The following is a 17,688-nucleotide window of genomic DNA, read 5'->3' on the forward strand; positions in this document are numbered from 1 at the left end:
TGTTTATTCTATCATGTTGGGGAATGAAAGGAAAAATGGGGACCTTATTAAGTCCACTAAGAAGATTTTGATTTCATTTTGAATAGAGTCGTCTCTATGGAGCTTCGTGGATTTTCGATAAACGGAACATAGAATTGAAAAAACTGTTGAAGAATGAGATTACTCAATCTTCAACAGTTTCTTCTTTTATTCTGTATACCCCATTAACAGCCTTGCATACGGGGAGTCAGATGGTAAGATAATAACCGTTTTATCATCCACTATTTTCTTATATGTTTCCAGCGTTTTATATAGGTCATAGAAATCAGGATCTTTGGAGAACGATTTGTTGTAGATTTGTGCCGCTTCAGATTCTCCTTCTGCCCTGATGACATTAGCATCGGCCCCTGCTTTTGCCAGCAGCTCCTTCACTTCACGATCTGTTTCAGCGGTGATTCGTTGTTTCTCGGCATCCCCCATTGAGAGGTATTCCTGGGCCTTTGATTCACGTTCTGAAATCATACGCGTGTAGACAGAGTTTTCATTAGCTTCCGGTAAATCCGTACGCTTCATGCGGACATCCTGCACGACAATTCCGTATCCATCCCGTTCAAGAAGCTCGTTCACTTTGTCCGTTACCCGATCGTTCAAGCTTCCCCGGGAAGACTTTTCATCATTGATGATTTCATCATATTCTAATTGTCCAAGCTCTGACCTGACGACTGAGTAGATGAATTCTTCCATTTTTGTCTCCGCGTTAATGACCGTTCTTGCATTCTTGATCATTTTAAGTGGGTCTTCGATACGCCACACAGCATAGTTGTCGATGAGCATCCGCTTTTTATCTTTTGTATTGATTTCAGCTTCCGTTACATCATACGTCATTTGATGCTTAGGCAGGGTAGTAACAGACTGAATGAACGGGATCTTATATTTCAAACCGGGTTCTTTGTCTATTCTCACTACTTCCCCGAATTGACGGACGACTTTATACTCTCCTTCTTTGACAATAAAGAGACTGGTAAACAGCAGAAGAATGATTGCAGCGAGAATGACAAGGAAGATTCCTAATTTTGTATAACGCTTCCACTCGACAGGTTCTTTCTTCTTTTGATTGATGTCAAAGACGTTTTGATCACTCATTCTCTTCACTCCCTTCCTGCTTCACCGGGCCGTTTTGATTTTCAAGCTGTCGAATCGGGAAGTATTTCAATGTTTCTCCACTGTCCTTCATAATGTAGATTTCCGCATTCGGAAGAACATTTTCCAAGGTTTCTAACACGAGTCGTTTTCTCGTAATCTCAGGATTCGATTTGTATTCGTTATATAGCTTATCAAATACGGCTACATCTCCACGGGCCTGCTCCACACGTGCAATTTTATCCCCTTTTGCCCTAGACATGATCGCATCCTTTTCACCTTGTGCTTCATTTGATCGTTGGTTCCGATATTTCTTTGCTTCATTGATTTTCGTGTTCATCGTTTCCCTTGCATCCGTTACGGCTGTAAAAGCTGATCGAACCTCTGCATTCGGCAGCTCGACATCCTGCAATTTCACTGCAAGAATGGAAATACCAATATCGTAATCATCAATCAGGGTGGTTAATAAATCTCTTACTTCCGCCTCGATTTCAGCTTTTCCTGACGTTAACGCATCATCTATCAAAGAGCTCCCTATAATGCTTCTTAAAGAAGAAGAAGTAGCATCATAAAGGATTTCTTTCGGGTTGTCAGAGTTAAATAAGTAGGTTTCAGGATCCGTGATTTTCCATTGAACCACAAGATCAGCGAGAACGATGTACTCATCTCCCGTGATCATTTTCGTTTCTTTCGGAAAGTCCTTTATCTTCCCGTCTTTTTCTTCATATCCAAATTGCAGACTGAAGGTTTCTTTAGACAGGATTTCTACAGATTGCATCGGCCAAGGCATCTTGAAATGCAGCCCAGGCTCAACGACCGGCTCTCCCGCTTCTCCAAAAGTCAATACAAGCGCTTGTTCTGATTCATCAACGGTATACCAGGAAGTCAATAACACAACAATTAAAATAATGGCTGCCACAACCATCCCTGTCACCATGTAAATTCGTTTTAAACTCATATGCGCCCTCCCTTTTCTATCTCTATATCTTATTAATCTCCTACTAAGATATACGGACTTACTACAAAAAGGTTTCAAGAATATTAAGAGAAGATGACAATTAGAGGGAGTTCCATTTAGTGGGCTTGAGGAGACTGAATCCCTAACTTAATGCACCCGTCAGCTGGCAAGTAAAGTTTTATCCCTCACCAGCATTCATTCTGTAGTAAACGCTTTCAAAATAAAAAAGCGAAAAGACGAGAACGGGGTTAGTTCTCGCCTTTTCTTAACACCTTGGATGAAGGGGTTTCACTTAGTATCGTAACACCCTTTTATTAACTGGATTTAAACCTATTGTAAATACAATGTAAAATAATTGTAAACTTACTAAGATTTGCCCGTCCCATCACCCAACGAATAGCTTGAAGACTGTTTGTATAAGGAGACAGTAAACGTCGTACCTTCATTCACTTCACTGTCTACTTCAATTTTTCCTTCATGAGCTTCGATAATATGCTTCACAATGGCTAAACCTAAGCCCGTTCCGCCAGAATTACGGCTTCTTGCTTTGTCCACGCGATAAAATCGTTCAAAAATGCGGGGAAGTTCTTCTTTACTGATTCCCATCCCGTTATCCTTGACGCTCACATGAACCATTTCTTTATCTTCCGTCACTGAAATCAAGACATTCCCGCTCTTTGGAGTGTACACGATCGCATTACTGACCAGATTAATGAAAACCTGCTTTAGTCGGTAGGAGTCGACTTCCGCATGGCCCCTTGACTCAAAGAATGTTTGGAGGGAAATTTCTTTTGATTTCGCTTTTTCTTTCAAAATCGGAATCACGTCTTCAATTAAACCGGCAATCTCTACTTCCTGCAGGGAAAGCTCGAACCCCTGCTTTTCAATCTTGGACAATTCCAATAAATCTTGTATAAGGGATTGGAGTCGGTCGCTTTCCATCAGAATGATATCCAGGAAAGACTTTAACGTATCGGGATCGTTCATCGCCCCATCCAATAGTGTCTCCGAGAAACCTTTAATGGATGTGATCGGTGTCTTCAACTCATGAGAGACATTCGCTACGAAGTCTTTTCTCATTTGCTCGAGCTTTTTGAGCTCCGTGATGTCATGGAATACCACGACAATCCCTTTCCACTCATCGTTATGACCGATGATAGGAGCCCCATATACTTCGTAATGCTTTCTTTCTATTTTATGAGGAAGAAGGATCTGCTTTCTTAAACGTTCTTCTGTCATGAAGATTTCTTCCACAAGCTTATTCACTTCCTGATAGTGAATGACCTCATGGTATCTGACTTTTTTCAGCTGGCTTTCTTTCAGATTAAAGAAGTCCCTGAATGTCCGGTTCGTCAATACAACAAAACCTCGATGATCAATTAAGAGTAGGGCACTCCCCATGTTTTCAATCAGCGTCGTTAAGCGATCCTGCTGCATTTCCTGGGAATTCACCATTTCCTGCAGATTACGGGCGAGAATGTTAATGGAGGTACTTAACATAGTCGTTTCATCCAGGCGGTCTTCATATGTCCTCGCCCGATAATTTCCCTTGGCGAGCTCCATTGCCACATTCGTTGCCGATTCAATGGGTTTTGTATACCTCACCGTGATTCTCGATCCCAAAATGATAATGAGAATTAAGGCAAGACCTAAGGAAATGGATAGCACAAACCAAATTTGCTGTATTCCTTTCTCGAAGGCTTCTACCTCGGTACTCATGATAAGCAGTCCATTTAACTGGTTATTCCCGCCCTTTAGCGGGTACCAATAATATCTGTACTCCACACCTGAAGTCACCAGTTTTCTATGCTTTTGCTTTACATCCCAGTTCTCCTGGATTTCATTTATTATCCTCTTTTGCTGAGGACCAACCAGTGATTCCGAGGTTTCCGTATCATGGACTACACTTCCTGAGTTATCAAGAATCGTAATCCGGACATCCAATATGTCACTCAATTCTTTGATCATCTCCGGATCGATTTCTTTCGGTGTCCCGTTTTCTTCTATGGAATTAGCCAGTAACCTTGCCTCTTTTTGAATCCGGGAATTAAATGTATCCAGATAGAAATTCTTGAAAATCTGACCTAGAAGCAAACCAAGCCCTATCAATACAGCGATGATCAGGGTGATTAGAGCAAAAAGAAGTTTTGTTCTAAACTTGGTCATCGATTTTTAGGCTCCTCCAATTTATACCCAAGCCCACGGATGGTTTTTATATAAGTTGGTTTTTTCGTGTTGGATTCTATTTTTTCCCGTAAATGACTGATATGAACATCCACTATTCTGGTGTCCCCGGCAAAATCATAATTCCATACAGCACTTAATAGCTGATCTCTCGTTAAGACTCTTCCCTTATTGTCTGTTAGATATAAAAGAAGTTCGAATTCCTTAGGTGTCAATTCAAGTAAATCACCTTGGAAATAAGCCTCATACTGTTCTGGATAAACCTTTAATTCACCCACTACCTTGTAATCTGTCGGTTCAATGGAAGATGGTTCCGCCGCTTCCTGAATGGCTTGACTGCGTCTTAGAATAGCCTTGACCCTCGCAACCACTTCACGTGGACTGAACGGCTTTGTCATATAGTCGTCTGCCCCAAGCTCCAGTCCAAGAACTTTATCAAATTCGTCATCCTTAGCCGTTAACATTAGAATGGGGATATTAATCTTCCTTTGTCTCAGTTCTTTACACACTTCGATTCCATCCATGGAAGGAAGCATCAGGTCAAGAATAATTAAGTCCGGGGATTGCTCAATCGCTTTATCCCTTCCTTCTTCACCATCATGTGACGTTGTAACGGAATAACCTGATTGCTCAAGATTGTACTTTAAGAGTGTTGCAATAGACTGTTCATCATCGACTACCAAGATTTTTTTGCTCATTTGTTGTGCCTCCATACAAAAGAAAATTAACCCCAACATCCAACGTAATTATGTAATTGTACTTTCATTATAATATAAATCTGGAGGGTTACCATCATTTAGAGAGATTTAATACTTTTTAGTTTTCTTGCCGTACGTTACTAAACCGACCAAACCTTGTTCTATTCTTTAATATGATGCACTTCTCCCGCTTTCATTATCTTTTTTTTTCATAATAAAAAGAGCTATGGATATCATAGCTCCTTCAGGTGTTTAGAAGTTTTCTAATGCATGGCTATTCATTTTCTCTAATCGGTGAGGGGGACATACTTTGATGGTACCGTTGATGACCTTCTCATCTTCTTCATTGGTAGCTGTTACATCGATGGTTACCAAATGAGTGTTAGGATCCACTTCCGTCACTTCAAACAGGAATTGTACTGTTGCGTAATGATAGACCGGTTTAGGGAATTCAATGTTTTGCTCTACTATATGGGAACCCGGACCCGGTAGATATTTAGAAACGGCAGATGTGATGATCCCCGTTAACATGATTGAAGGAACAATCGGTTTTTTGAATGGCGTTTGAGAAGCGTAGTCATGCTGGATGTATAATGGATTGGCATCATTTGTGAGCCCTAAATAAAGAAGCAGTTCGTTATCTTCTATTTTTTCTGTAAGGGTCAGCTTTTCACCAATCGTCATTTCTTCAATTCTTCTTCCCAGTTTTCTCTTTTTCCCTAATAACATAAGAAGCACCTCCGAGTATGTAAACGATTACAATTTTTAATAATAAAAATTGTTTTTATTATCTGTCTATTAATATTTTATCATTTATAGGGTTTCCATACAAAGAGTTTTTACGCGTTAGGTTTATTTTAATTTAACATCATTTCTCAAAGTCTAGTTGATTAGACTTCCTCGATAAGTATGTAGTGGTTGATTTCCACTCCAGGTGCTCGCTTTCCGCGGGGCGTGAGTTGAGCCTCCTCGGGCTTTTGCCCTGTGGGGTCTCAACTTTCCCGCTATTCCCGCAGGAGTCGAGCACCTTCCGCTCCAATCAACTTTCTGAATATGTTCTTTTTTTAAAAATAATAACTTAATATTCTGTTTAAATACGCCATAACGAAAAAAGAAAACGCTTGAGATTTCAGCTATCCGATTTTCAGTAACCCCTATTCACCTACAAAAAAACTGACCTCCAATAAGGAAGCCAGTTTTGGATTGAATGTGTATTAAGCCAAAGAAGACATCACGTTTTTAACAGCGTCTGCGGAGTTAGAGAGTGCAGTTTTCTCTTCTTCGGTTAGTTCGAGTTCAATGATTCTTTCCAGTCCATTACCACCAAGGATGGTCGGAACACCCAGGTAGATACCTTCGAAACCGTACTCACCTTCCAAGTATGCAATGGCAGGAATGACACGGCGTTGATCTTTAAGGATGGCTTCTACCATTTGAACAAGTGAAGCAGCAGGAGCATAATAAGCACTTCCGTTGCCCAGAAGGCCGACAATCTCCCCTCCGCCTTTACGGGTACGCTCGACGATCGCGTCTAAACGGTCTTTAGGAATTAATGTTTCCAGAGGAATGCCTCCAGCGTACGAGTAACGAATAAGAGGAACCATGTCATCACCATGGCCGCCAAGAACGAATCCTGTAATATCTTTCACAGAAAGGTTTAATTCTTGAGCGACAAATGTGCGGAAACGGGCTGTATCCAGAACGCCGGATTGTCCGATTACGCGCTCTTTAGGGAACCCGGACTCTTTGAATACTGTATATGTCATAGCATCCACCGGGTTTGTCAGAACGATGATGTAGCAATTTGGCGAATACTTAACGATTTGCTGCGTAACTGATTTCATGACCTTTTGATTGGTTTGAACCAGGTCATCACGGCTCATTCCTGGTTTACGGGCAATCCCTGCAGTGATGACAACGATATCCGAATCCTTTGTATCTTCATAATTGGAAGTACCGATAATGTTTGAATCAAATCCTTGTACCGGGCTCGCTTCAAGCATATCCAGCGCTTTCCCTTTCGTCGGGTCTTCATTTTGAGGAATATCTACCAGTACAACATCTCCAAGCTCTTTCTGAGCAAGCATCAGTGCTGTAGTCGCCCCTGTAAAACCTCCACCGATAACAGATACTTTTCTACGTTTAATAGCCATCATAATTCCTCCTATTCGTGTCATTATGTAAAGGAAGGAGTGCTCCAATTCGAAGCACCCCGTCCCTATTTCAAATTAAAATTATCCCATGTTTTCGATTAAAGCAGAACCGAACTCAGAACATTTCACTTCTGTTGCTCCATCCATTAGACGGGCGAAGTCATATGTTACGACTTTAGAAGCGATTGTTTTCTCCATGGATTTTGTGATTAAGTTAGCAGCTTCTGTCCAACCAAGGTGCTCAAGCAGAAGCACACCGGAAAGGATGACAGATGAAGGATTCACTTTATCCATACCTGCATATTTAGGAGCTGTTCCGTGAGTCGCCTCAAAGATTGCATGTCCTGTTTCGTAGTTGATGTTTGCTCCAGGCGCAATACCGATTCCACCAACTTGAGCGGCTAATGCATCAGAGATATAATCTCCGTTTAGGTTCATTGTTGCCACTACATCAAACTCAGCAGGACGAGTCAGGATTTGCTGTAGGAAGATATCAGCGATTGAATCCTTCACGATGATCTTACCAGCTGCTTCAGCTTCGGATTGTGCTTTGTTAGCAGCTTCCAATCCGTCAGCATCTTTGATCTTGTCATATTGAGCCCAAGTGAATACTTTATCGCCGAATTCTTTTTCGGCAAGCTCGTAACCCCAGTTTTTGAAAGCTCCTTCAGTGAACTTCATGATGTTCCCTTTGTGAACCAACGTTACTGATTTACGGCCTTCTGTGATAGCGTAGTTGATCGCTGCACGAACAAGACGGCTTGTACCTTCTTCAGATACAGGCTTGATACCAATACCAGAAGTTTCAGGGAAACGGATTTTGTTAACACCCATTTCATCTTGAAGGAAGCTGATTAATTTTTTCACATCATCAGAACCTTTTGCATATTCGATACCTGCATAGATGTCTTCAGTGTTTTCACGGAAAATGACCATGTCAGTGTCTTCAGGACGCTTAACCGGTGATGGAACACCTTCGAAATAGCGTACAGGACGCAGGCAAGTGAACAGGTCTAATTCCTGGCGTAGCGCAACGTTCAATGAACGGATTCCGCCCCCAACAGGAGTTGTAAGTGGACCCTTGATTGCGATGAAGTATTCACGGATCGCATCAAGAGTTTCTGATGGAAGCCATTCACCTGTTTTGTTGAATGCTTTCTCTCCTGCATATACTTCTTTCCAAGAGATTTTGCGTTCACCTTTATATGCTTTTTCAACAGAAGCATCTAAAACGCGTTGAGCTGCTGCCCAAATATCCGGGCCTGTTCCGTCACCTTCAATGAATGGGACAATTGGATTGTTTGGCACATTAAGCTGGCCGTTCTGGTTTGTAATTTTTTCACCTTGTGTCATTATGTAACCTCCATTTATTCATTATCAAAGGGGATGACCCATAAGTGCCTTATGCATTTAGAGTCAGTCCCCTTCCCTTATTCATTACACCAATATTTTCACCTTTTGTAAATATTGATGTTTAACCTCTTTGTTCTACAGGCACATATTCTTGCTTGCCGGGCCCTACATAATCAGCACGAGGACGGATTAAGCGGTTGTTTGAATACTGCTCCAGAATATGAGCTAACCAACCGGATACACGGCTTACAGCGAAGATCGGAGTGAATAGATCATGATCGATGCCTAAGCTGTGGTAAACGGATGCTGAATAGAAATCAACATTAGGCGGTAAGCCTTTGTTAGATGTAAATACATCTTCCACCTTAACGGACATTTCGTAATATTTACTTTGTCCAGTTAATTCAGTTAATTTTTTAGACATTTCTTTAAGGTGCTTGGCACGCGGGTCTCCTTGACGGTATACACGGTGACCGAAGCCCATGATTTTTTCTTTCTTCTCTAGTTTGTCCAGGATATATGATTCTGCTTTATCAACCGAACCAATTTCAGTAAGCATCTTCATTACTTGCTCATTTGCTCCACCGTGCAACGGTCCTTTTAAAGCACCTATCGCAGCAGTGACGCCTGAATACACATCAGAAAGAGTAGCGACACATACACGTGCAGTGAATGTAGAAGCATTTAACTCGTGATCCGCATGAAGAACAAGCGCTTTATTGAATGCCTCAATTTCAACCGGCTCGGGATCTTTCCCGGTTAACATATATAGGAAATTAGCAGCGAATCCTAAATCTTTGCGAGGAGCAATCGGCTCTAGTCCACTACGAATTCGGGAAAAGCTCGTTACGATTGTAGGAATTTTCGCTTGAAGTCGAACGGCTTTTAAATAGTTTTCCTTTTCGTCCATAACATCTGCTTTATCATCATATAATCCAAGTAAAGACACTGCAGAACGTAAAGCTGCCATAGGATGGACTTCCTTGATGTTGTACATTTTGAAGTGTTCGATGACCTCTTTAGGCAATTCAGCGTTATCTGCTAATAGCTCTGTAAATTCCTGAAGTTCTGATGAAGTAGGTAATTTCAGATGCCATAATAAGTAGATAACCTCTTCAAAACTGGCATTATTTGCTAAATCATCAATGTTGTAGCCAACATATGTAAGAGTATCATCAATGATCGAACTAATGGATGATGTTGTTGCTACAACCCCTTCTAACCCGCGAGTTGCTGTCATAATAACCTCTCCTTTTGTTAAGTATTTCTCTTTACCCATTTTCATATGAGCATAAAACCCTACATGACTATCAAAAAATCAGTAGGCTTGTTTAAAAAGAACATAAATAAAGGTTGAGCGATTGCTCAATTCCTATACAAAAAATGATTCCCGGCTCTTCCTATGATGTCACGAGAGCTTGGGATGCGCTTACATTTCCTATTATAAACAATTATCTGACTTTTGTGAATGAAAACGCATCAATTTCTATAAAAATTATTTTTCTAGAAAAATAAACCATGCCATTGAGGCTTACAAACGGAGTGGTTACAGGGGTTTCTCCTCCTGTTATAAAAGCACTAAATATGTCGAAGATGTATAATCAGAGTCAAACTCTCATCAGAGATGTGGAGGATAAATTCTTCAACCGGCACGAACTCCAGTGGTATTCTATAAGAACAACTCATATAATTTCATCGCGAGGTAAGCAATACCTGCTCCTATCAGCGGTCCGACAGCTACTGCTTTAAAGAATGCCACAGCTAAGACGGTGCCGAGAACAAGAGCTGTCGTAATATGAGGGTCCTCTTCCAACAGCGTTAACCCGCTCTTCGCGATTAAGGCCACCGCCATTCCAGAAGCGAGGGCAATCCACGCATAAGGGGACTTTAATGAGTCATACAGGTCTTTAAATCCGATTTCACCTGTAGCGATTGGTGCCAATACAGCAATCGTGATGATTGTAACACCCCAGTTAATTCCTTTGGACTGAATGGCCGCAAACACTTTTTCATCGATACCTGCCAGCTTAAGAATGATTAGAAATGTTACGGCTATAATAATGGACTGGTTTTTTGCAGCGAATCCAATTCCCAATAAGAGCAGCAAAAACATGAATGCCTGTGACATAAGTAACCTCTTCCTTTCGTAATCATTATCCTACCATATCAACTTTTATCATTTGTTGTAAAAATGAGCAACCTCTTTAAATTAAACTTCCTTTCATTTCCTGTCTCCTTTAAAATAGAAGTAGAAGATCGGATAGGAGGGAAGCCCTTGAATGTAGAATATGTTTATCGAACGATCCGGTTCCTGATCGTTTTAGCCATTGTCATGTTCTCTTTGATTTCACTCTATTACATATGGAAGCTTGCTTATCCGTTTATCATTGCCATTGCCATCGCGTTACTCATCAATCCTCTAGTGAATTGGCTTGAAAGATGGCTGCCGAGGATATGGGCAGTTGCTTTATCTCTCATATTGATCGTTGCGATCTTTGCAGGTCTTATCACTCTACTGATTGCTGAAATTGTTTCCGGTGCGAATTATTTAGCAGAAGAGCTACCTAAGCATGTGCAGACCTTGGTCAAATATGCTGAGGATTTCGTCGTAGGGCATGTGATTCCACTATACAACCAGCTATCAGGATTATTCAAGAACCTTGAAGCCGGACAGCAGGATACCATATTAGAAAATGTCCAGACCGCCGGAACAAAAATTGCCACTTCTGCAGGGGATTTCCTGCAAAACTTTTTCACCAAATTGCCTCAGTTGATTTCATGGATTCCCAACGCGGCATCCGTCCTGATTTTTGCCGCTTTAGCCACGTTTTTCATTAGTAAGGACTGGTATACATTATCTGCCAAAGCAGAGAAAATCATTCCTGGAAAGGCGATGAGCAGCGGGAGAAAAGTATTCATCGATCTGAAAAGGGCCCTGTTCGGATTTATTAGAGCACAGTTCACCCTCATATCCATCACGGCTATCATCGTGTTAATCGGATTGATCATACTGAGAGTGGACTATGCGATCACCATTGCACTCGTAACGGGTCTCGTTGATATTTTACCGTATCTTGGTACAGGAGCGGTTTTCGTACCTTGGATCATTTATGAGTTTATTACAGGGAACGTCGGATTAGGTATCGGTTTATCCGTTCTCTATTTAGTTGTCGTGGTACAGCGTCAAATTATGGAGCCGAAAGTACTGTCCTCAAGCATCGGACTCGATCCACTCGCCACCCTGATTGCTCTCTTTGTCGGCTTTAAGCTCATCGGGTTTCTTGGATTGATCGTTGGCCCGGTTGTACTAGTCATTCTATCCACTCTCAAAAGAGCGGGTGTTTTTGAAGATACGTGGAAGTTTATTATGGGTGTAAAATAGGAAAAGCACTGCTCCCCGTGAGCAGTGCTTTTTGTATTATCTGTATATGATTACATTCCCATTATTGATCCACCGCTTGAATAGCTTATAAATGAACGGTTTGAACATTTTACGTGTAGGTGGAAGTAATAGCAGGAATCCGATTGCATCGGTGATAAAACCAGGCGTCAACAGAACGACTCCTCCGACCAGAATGCACAATCCATCAATGATGGCATCTCCAGGCAGCTGACCGTACTGCATATCCTGCTGCGCTTTTCTGAGTGTCTCCATTCCTTGTTTTTTCGCCAAATAAGCTCCTAAAATCCCTGTAGTGATAATCAATAGAACCGTTGGAACGAGACCAATGGCTTGTCCGGAAAGAACCAATAACCCAATTTCAAAAGCGGGTACGATAATCAATAATAACAACATATATCTCATGATGGATTCCTCCATTTTACTTTAATACTTGCTTCCTTTAATTATAACATATTTGAGATTTTGCGTATTATGTGGGGGTTTGCTTAATTTGAATGTGCTTTTGGCGAGTTATGACTATTATCATCGCAGGCGGTTTTATAGTACGCGTTCACGTTTTGTGGTGATTTACTTACAATGCTGGTTGCGGCACTTTTAAACGATTGTTGCGGTACCTTCTATCTAACTTGTGCCACTTTCAGCTAAACTCGTGCCACTTCCCCCAAAACTCGTGCCAAATTGTGAACACCGGTCACAACTACCGAATGAACACTCTTATTTACGCACAAAAGCCAGAGTCCATTCCAGACTCTGGCTTTTCACATTTCAACTTATAATACGCTAGCGTGACCGTTATAGATGACACCGCGAGTAGCGTCTACTGTAATTTCCTGACCATTTGTGAATAGAGAAGTGGCATTGTCCACACCAACGACTACAGGAATCCCTAGATTGATTCCAACTACCGCTGCATGACTTGTCAAACCGCCTTCTTCAACAATAAGAGCCGAGCATTTTTCCAGGGCCGGCATCATTTCTTTGTCTGTTCCGATGGTAATAAGAACAGAACCCGGGGTAGTATTTTTCACTGCTTCATCTGCAGACATCGCTACAACGGCTTTACCATAAGCAGATCTACGGCCAATTCCTTGACCTTTTGCAACGACGTCGCCTACCACATGGATTTTCATCAGATTGGTTGTTCCAGATTCACCAATCGGAACACCAGCTGTGATGATAATGCGATCTCCATGCTTCGTCATTCCTGAATTGACGCTTTCTTCTACTGCCATATCAAGCATTTCGTCCGTAGTCGTCACCTTACGTCCAACTGTAGGGTAAACACCCCAGACAAGTGCCAATCGACGTGATACGGAATCTGTTCCCGTTACTGCTACGATTGGAGCTTTTGGACGGTACTTAGAAATCATGCGTGCTGTGTGCCCGCTTTCCGTTGGGGCAACAATCGCATTGACATCAAGGTTAAGAGCTGTGTGCGCTACAGATTGACCGATGGCATCCGTCATATTATGCTCACTGTCTTTGCTGCGTGCCGCCAGGATATCATTGAAATCAAGGGCTGTTTCCGCTCTTGAAGCAATGTTATGCATCGTTTGGACCGCTTCAACAGGATACGTACCTGCAGCTGTTTCACCAGATAGCATGATCGCATCTGTACCATCGAAGATCGCATTGGCTACGTCACTTGCTTCTGCTCTTGTCGGTCTAGGGTTGCGCTGCATGGAATCAAGCATTTGAGTTGCCGTGATGACAGGCTTACCCAGTGAGTTACATTTCTTGATCAACATCTTCTGAACCAATGGTACTTCTTCAGCAGGGATTTCCACACCAAGATCTCCACGAGCCACCATCAATCCGTCTGACACTTCAAGGATTTCATTGATATTGTCTACACCCTCTTGATTCTCGATCTTAGGGATGATTTGAATGTGAGAAGCGTCATGCTCTTCCAATAATTGACGAATTTCCAGTACATCAGAGGCACGGCGAACGAATGATGCTGCAATAAAGTCGACTCCCTGCCCAATACCGAATACGATATCCTGTGCATCTTTATCCGTAATCCCCGGAAGGTTTACTGATACACCTGGTACGTTTACACCTTTTTTATTCTTTAAAGTGCCGCTGTTGGCAACGTACGTATGAATCTCGCCATTCGCTTTATCGATTTCCGTTACTTCCAATCCAATTAGACCATCGTCAAGAAGAATTTTCGAACCAACATGAACATCATCGATTAATCCTTCGTATGTAACGGAGAATTTCTCAGTTGTCCCGAGTACTTCCTTCATGGAAACGATGACGTTTGAACCTTGAGTTAATTCGATTGCACCATCTTCCATATTATTCGTACGGATTTCCGGACCTTTTGTATCGAGAAGGATCCCGACTGTTTTCCCGGCTTTTTCGGCTGCTTCACGGATATTGACAATTCTCTGTCCATGTTCTTCATGGTCACCATGTGAAAAGTTTAAGCGGGAAACATTCATTCCGGCTTCGATCAGTTGTGATAACTTCTCTACACTCTCACTTGCAGGACCGATCGTACATACTATTTTCGTTTTTCTCATTTTCTTTACCTCCTGAAATCTTACAACAATTTAGATTGAAAGCTCTTTGGAAAGTCTGTACATGTCCAAGTCGATTTGATGTGGCTTGGCAAGTGCTTCAATAATATCGTAATCAACTAGTTGATTTTTCTCAATCCCTACTGCTCTTCCACCTTTTCCTTTAACCAACAGCTCTACTGCACGTGCACCTAAACGGCTTGCTAACACGCGATCAGATGCAGTTGGTGTTCCACCACGCTGAATATGGCCGAGGACAGAAACACGTGTATCCATTCCCGTAGCTTCAGTGAAACGATTAGCAAATTCATTTGCCGACATGACACCTTCTGCCACAATGATGACACTATGTTTTTTCCCGCGCTCCTGACCTTTTTTCAAGCGGTTCACGATATCATCAAGATCGAATTTCTCTTCAGGAATCAGGATGGTTTCAGCACCGCCTGCAAGACCGGACCACAGGGCAAGATCTCCTGCATTACGTCCCATCACTTCAATGATGAATGTTCTTTCATGTGAGGTTGCCGTATCGCGAATCTTATCAATCGCGTCGATGACCGTGTTCAAAGCTGTATCGAAACCGATTGTATATTCAGTTCCCGGAATATCGTTATCGATCGTTCCCGGTACACCCACACATGGATATCCCCATTCAGTTAAAGCTTTTGCTCCTTGGTACGATCCATCTCCACCAATGACAACAAGACCTTCAATTCCATGCTTCTCTAATTGCTCGATGCCTTTTTTCTGGCCTTCTTTGGTTTTGAATTCTTCACAGCGGGCTGTGTACAGCATCGTTCCGCCACGGTGAATGATATCTCCAACAGAACCTAGTTCAAGCTTCTTGATGTTCCCGTTGATCAATCCGTTATATCCTTGATAGATGCCGTACACTTCAATATCAAGGAAAATAGCTTTACGCACAACCGCACGAACGGCTGCATTCATACCTGGTGAATCTCCACCACTTGTTAATACACCAATCTTTCTCACTACGATCACCTCATTAAGAAATATGCCTTTATATGTAAATGAATTATACAACTTGTTAATGGTTTCACATATATCTAAGAAAAGGAAAAATGGAACAATCTATCCTGTTGCATTCATTACATTATTATGGACCAATAGACTATGGATTATTTCTAAAATAACACGAAGATACAAGGTTCTCAACAAGTTACTCGAAGGAAATGCTAAAGACGAAATAATCTATTAAATGGAAGCGTTTTAATTGTTAAAACCTTCAAAATACCGTCACAAATCTTTAATTCCATGGAAAATTAATGAAAAAGACTGACAAATGGTATTTCCTATTTGTCAGTCCATAGTTCATTATGATTGTACCCCAATTAAATCATTTAAAACAGAATATTCACCCATCGCTTTAAATTTATCATAGCGATGCTGTATCAATTCATCTTTCTGCATTGGTATTAATTCTTTCAAGGATGCCTTTAATACATCATTGATATATTGTGCTTGCTCTTCGACATCTTTATGAGCACCGCCTTTGACTTCCGTGACGATTTCATCAATGATTCCAAGCTCCTTCAAATCCGGTGCTGTAATCTTCATTGATTCAGCTGCCCGTTTCGCTTGTGTGGAATCCTTCCACAGAATGGCTGCAGCCCCTTCAGGTGATATCACGGAGTAAGTGGAGTTTTCAAGCATATGAATATGGTTTCCGACTCCCAGTGCCAGGGCACCTCCACTACCACCTTCACCAATGACCATGCATATAACGGGAACGGTCAAGCCTGCCATTTCAACCAGATTTCTTGCAATGGCTTCACTCTGACCTCTTTCCTCTGCCGCTTTACCGGGATAAGCACCCTTTGTATCAATAAAGCAGATGATCGGACGATTGAACTTGTCCGCTTGTTTCATCAAGCGTAAGGCTTTTCGGTAACCTTCCGGATGAGGCATTCCAAAGTTCCGGCGAATATTTTCTTTCGTATCTTTCCCTCTTTGGTGTCCGATGATGGTTACGGGGACATCATGAAATTTCCCTACGCCTGAAACAATGGCTTCGTCATCCCCATAAAGACGGTCTCCATGCATTTCGATGAAATCCGTAAAGAGATAGCCGATATAATCAAGCGTCGTCGGGCGATTGGGATGTCGTGCTACCTGAACCCTTTCCCAAGGCTTCATGTTTTCATAGATATCATTTTCAAGCTTCGTGAGCCTGCTCTCCAATTTCTCGATTTCATTTGATAAATCGACGTCTGAATTTTGAGTGAACTCCTTCAGCTCGGCTATTTTTCTCTTGAGCTCAAGTACAGGCTTTTCAAATTCCATCTCATTTACCATGGCAGATCACCGTCCCACTGATGTATATCAAGTACTGTCCCGATTTTCTCTTTTAACTCGAGCCTCGAGATGACTCCGTCAAGTTGACCATGTTTCAATAAAAATTCGGATGTTTGGAAGTCTTCCGGTAAGTCTTCCCTGATCGTCTGCTCAATGATCCTTCTGCCTGCGAAGCCAATAAGTGCACCAGGCTCAGCAAAATTATAATCCCCTACAGACGCGAAACTTGCGGATACCCCGCCTGTCGTTGGGTGCGTCATGATAGAGATGAAGAGTCCTCCATTTTCGCTCAATCGATTAAGGGCTACACTGGTCTTGGCCATTTGCATCAAGGATAGGACACCTTCCTGCATTCTCGCGCCTCCTGATGCCGTAAAGATAATGAACGGGACTTTTCGATTGTCGGCTTCTTCGATGGCTCTCGTAATTTTCTCACCGACTACAGAGCCCATACTTCCCATTCTGAAGCGTGAATCCATGATGGCCGTGACCACTTCGATTCCGTTTACCTTACCTGAACCAGTTAATACTGCTTCATTCATACCTGTCTTCTTACGATCCTTTTCTACTTTCCCTTCATAATCAGGAAAGCCCAGTGGATTCCCGGAAACAAGATCATGATCAAGCTCCTTAAAGGTACCTTCATCTATAAAACTATCGACTCTCTCTGGTGAGCTCATCCCATGATGGAATCCGCAATGAATGCACACCTTTAAGTTTTTTTGAAGTTCTTTCGTGTACATGATCTTTTTGCAATCAGGACATTTGGTCATGATTCCTTCTGGAACGTCATGTTTAGCCGCTTCAGAAGGAATCGTTGCATATTTTTTCTTTTTGGATTTATTAAAAAGTTCCTTAAGCAAGGTGAAACCTCCTTAACTAATTACAGTAGCTTATACGTCTTCTGAAGGAAAAAATGAAGGTGATAAATACTTAAAATCAATTTCCCAGGGACAGCTTCCGCTTTCGTTTCTAG

The 17,688-nt window shown here is 41.9% G+C and carries 15 protein-coding genes; 1 reads left to right on the forward strand and 14 read right to left on the reverse strand.

The window, feature by feature from the left end; genetic code table 11:
- Window positions 1-186: 186 nt before the first annotated feature.
- From hflC to ACYH0O_RS18265, 9 genes are all read right to left on the reverse strand, one after another.
- A complete protein-coding gene (gene hflC, locus ACYH0O_RS18225) occupies window positions 187-1,122 on the reverse strand; it encodes a protease modulator HflC (protein WP_482629785.1) in 936 nt (311 codons plus the stop codon).
- A complete protein-coding gene (gene hflK / locus ACYH0O_RS18230; RefSeq protein ID WP_149156220.1) occupies window positions 1,115-2,077 on the reverse strand; it encodes an FtsH protease activity modulator HflK in 963 nt (320 codons plus the stop codon). The genes hflC and hflK overlap by 8 nt, the downstream gene beginning before the upstream one ends.
- A 366-nt stretch (window positions 2,078-2,443) precedes the next feature.
- On the reverse strand, window positions 2,444-4,243 hold the full coding sequence (gene pnpS, locus ACYH0O_RS18235) for a two-component system histidine kinase PnpS (protein WP_482629786.1): 1,800 nt from the start codon (window positions 4,241-4,243) through the stop codon (window positions 2,444-2,446).
- A complete protein-coding gene (locus ACYH0O_RS18240; RefSeq protein ID WP_482629787.1) occupies window positions 4,240-4,959 on the reverse strand; it encodes a response regulator transcription factor in 720 nt (239 codons plus the stop codon). Before ACYH0O_RS18240 ends, pnpS begins: the two co-directional genes overlap by 4 nt.
- A 252-nt stretch (window positions 4,960-5,211) precedes the next feature.
- Window positions 5,212-5,688 carry a MaoC family dehydratase gene (locus ACYH0O_RS18245; RefSeq protein ID WP_149156216.1) on the reverse strand — a complete coding sequence of 159 codons (477 nt, stop codon included), beginning with the start codon at window positions 5,686-5,688 and terminating at the stop codon, window positions 5,212-5,214.
- 485 nt (window positions 5,689-6,173) lie between these two features.
- The gene (gene mdh / locus ACYH0O_RS18250) at window positions 6,174-7,112 is read right to left on the reverse strand and encodes a malate dehydrogenase (protein ID WP_482632609.1); all 939 of its coding nucleotides are present in this window, start codon (window positions 7,110-7,112) and stop codon (window positions 6,174-6,176) included.
- Window positions 7,113-7,193: 81 nt separating this feature from the next.
- Complete coding sequence (icd, locus tag ACYH0O_RS18255) at window positions 7,194-8,465, reverse strand: NADP-dependent isocitrate dehydrogenase (protein WP_482629788.1); 1,272 nt, start codon at window positions 8,463-8,465, stop codon at window positions 7,194-7,196.
- Between the two features lie 121 nt (window positions 8,466-8,586).
- Window positions 8,587-9,705: a citrate synthase gene (citZ, locus tag ACYH0O_RS18260; RefSeq protein ID WP_482629789.1), complete on the reverse strand. Its 1,119-nt coding sequence runs from the start codon at window positions 9,703-9,705 to the stop codon at window positions 8,587-8,589.
- A gap of 429 nt (window positions 9,706-10,134) precedes the next feature.
- Window positions 10,135-10,593: a DUF441 domain-containing protein gene (locus tag ACYH0O_RS18265; RefSeq protein WP_482629790.1), complete on the reverse strand. Its 459-nt coding sequence runs from the start codon at window positions 10,591-10,593 to the stop codon at window positions 10,135-10,137.
- A gap of 147 nt (window positions 10,594-10,740) precedes the next feature.
- Here ACYH0O_RS18265 and ytvI point away from each other — a divergent pair, with 147 nt between their 5' ends.
- Complete coding sequence (ytvI, locus tag ACYH0O_RS18270) at window positions 10,741-11,847, forward strand: sporulation integral membrane protein YtvI (RefSeq protein WP_482629791.1); 1,107 nt, start codon at window positions 10,741-10,743, stop codon at window positions 11,845-11,847.
- A gap of 36 nt (window positions 11,848-11,883) precedes the next feature.
- On the opposite strand, the gene ACYH0O_RS18275 is transcribed toward ytvI, so the two are convergent.
- The 5 genes from ACYH0O_RS18275 to accD form a co-directional block, all read right to left on the reverse strand.
- Window positions 11,884-12,270, reverse strand: a complete 387-nt coding sequence (locus tag ACYH0O_RS18275) for an FxsA family protein (protein ID WP_149156209.1) — start codon at window positions 12,268-12,270, stop codon at window positions 11,884-11,886.
- A 368-nt stretch (window positions 12,271-12,638) separates the two neighbouring features.
- A complete protein-coding gene (pyk, locus tag ACYH0O_RS18280; protein ID WP_482629792.1) occupies window positions 12,639-14,399 on the reverse strand; it encodes a pyruvate kinase in 1,761 nt (586 codons plus the stop codon).
- 30 nt (window positions 14,400-14,429) lie between these two features.
- Window positions 14,430-15,389, reverse strand: a complete 960-nt coding sequence (pfkA, locus tag ACYH0O_RS18285; protein WP_482629793.1) for a 6-phosphofructokinase — start codon at window positions 15,387-15,389, stop codon at window positions 14,430-14,432.
- A 342-nt stretch (window positions 15,390-15,731) separates the two neighbouring features.
- A complete protein-coding gene (gene accA, locus ACYH0O_RS18290) occupies window positions 15,732-16,712 on the reverse strand; it encodes an acetyl-CoA carboxylase carboxyl transferase subunit alpha (protein WP_482629794.1) in 981 nt (326 codons plus the stop codon).
- Window positions 16,706-17,575 (reverse strand): acetyl-CoA carboxylase, carboxyltransferase subunit beta, encoded by an 870-nt coding sequence (gene accD / locus ACYH0O_RS18295; protein ID WP_149156205.1) that lies wholly within the window; start codon window positions 17,573-17,575, stop codon window positions 16,706-16,708. The genes accA and accD overlap by 7 nt, the downstream gene beginning before the upstream one ends.
- Between the last annotated feature and the right edge of the window lie 113 nt (window positions 17,576-17,688).

The organism is Rossellomorea sp. H136 (assembly GCF_056838065.1).

Excerpts from the sequence above, each read along its gene's own strand:
- hflC (WP_482629785.1), bottom strand. The coding sequence starts at position 1,122 with ATGAGTGATCAAAACGTCTTTGACATCAATCAAAAGAAGAAAGAACCT.
- hflK (WP_149156220.1), bottom strand. The coding sequence starts at position 2,077 with ATGAGTTTAAAACGAATTTACATGGTGACAGGGATGGTTGTGGCAGCC.
- pnpS (WP_482629786.1), bottom strand. The coding sequence starts at position 4,243 with ATGACCAAGTTTAGAACAAAACTTCTTTTTGCTCTAATCACCCTGATC.
- ACYH0O_RS18240 (WP_482629787.1), bottom strand. The coding sequence starts at position 4,959 with ATGAGCAAAAAAATCTTGGTAGTCGATGATGAACAGTCTATTGCAACA.
- ACYH0O_RS18245 (WP_149156216.1), bottom strand. The coding sequence starts at position 5,688 with ATGTTATTAGGGAAAAAGAGAAAACTGGGAAGAAGAATTGAAGAAATG.
- mdh (WP_482632609.1), bottom strand. The coding sequence starts at position 7,112 with ATGGCTATTAAACGTAGAAAAGTATCTGTTATCGGTGGAGGTTTTACA.
- icd (WP_482629788.1), bottom strand. The coding sequence starts at position 8,465 with ATGACACAAGGTGAAAAAATTACAAACCAGAACGGCCAGCTTAATGTG.
- citZ (WP_482629789.1), bottom strand. The coding sequence starts at position 9,705 with ATGACAGCAACTCGCGGGTTAGAAGGGGTTGTAGCAACAACATCATCC.
- ACYH0O_RS18265 (WP_482629790.1), bottom strand. The coding sequence starts at position 10,593 with ATGTCACAGGCATTCATGTTTTTGCTGCTCTTATTGGGAATTGGATTC.
- ACYH0O_RS18275 (WP_149156209.1), bottom strand. The coding sequence starts at position 12,270 with ATGAGATATATGTTGTTATTATTGATTATCGTACCCGCTTTTGAAATT.
- pyk (WP_482629792.1), bottom strand. The coding sequence starts at position 14,399 with ATGAGAAAAACGAAAATAGTATGTACGATCGGTCCTGCAAGTGAGAGT.
- accA (WP_482629794.1), bottom strand. The coding sequence starts at position 16,712 with ATGGTAAATGAGATGGAATTTGAAAAGCCTGTACTTGAGCTCAAGAGA.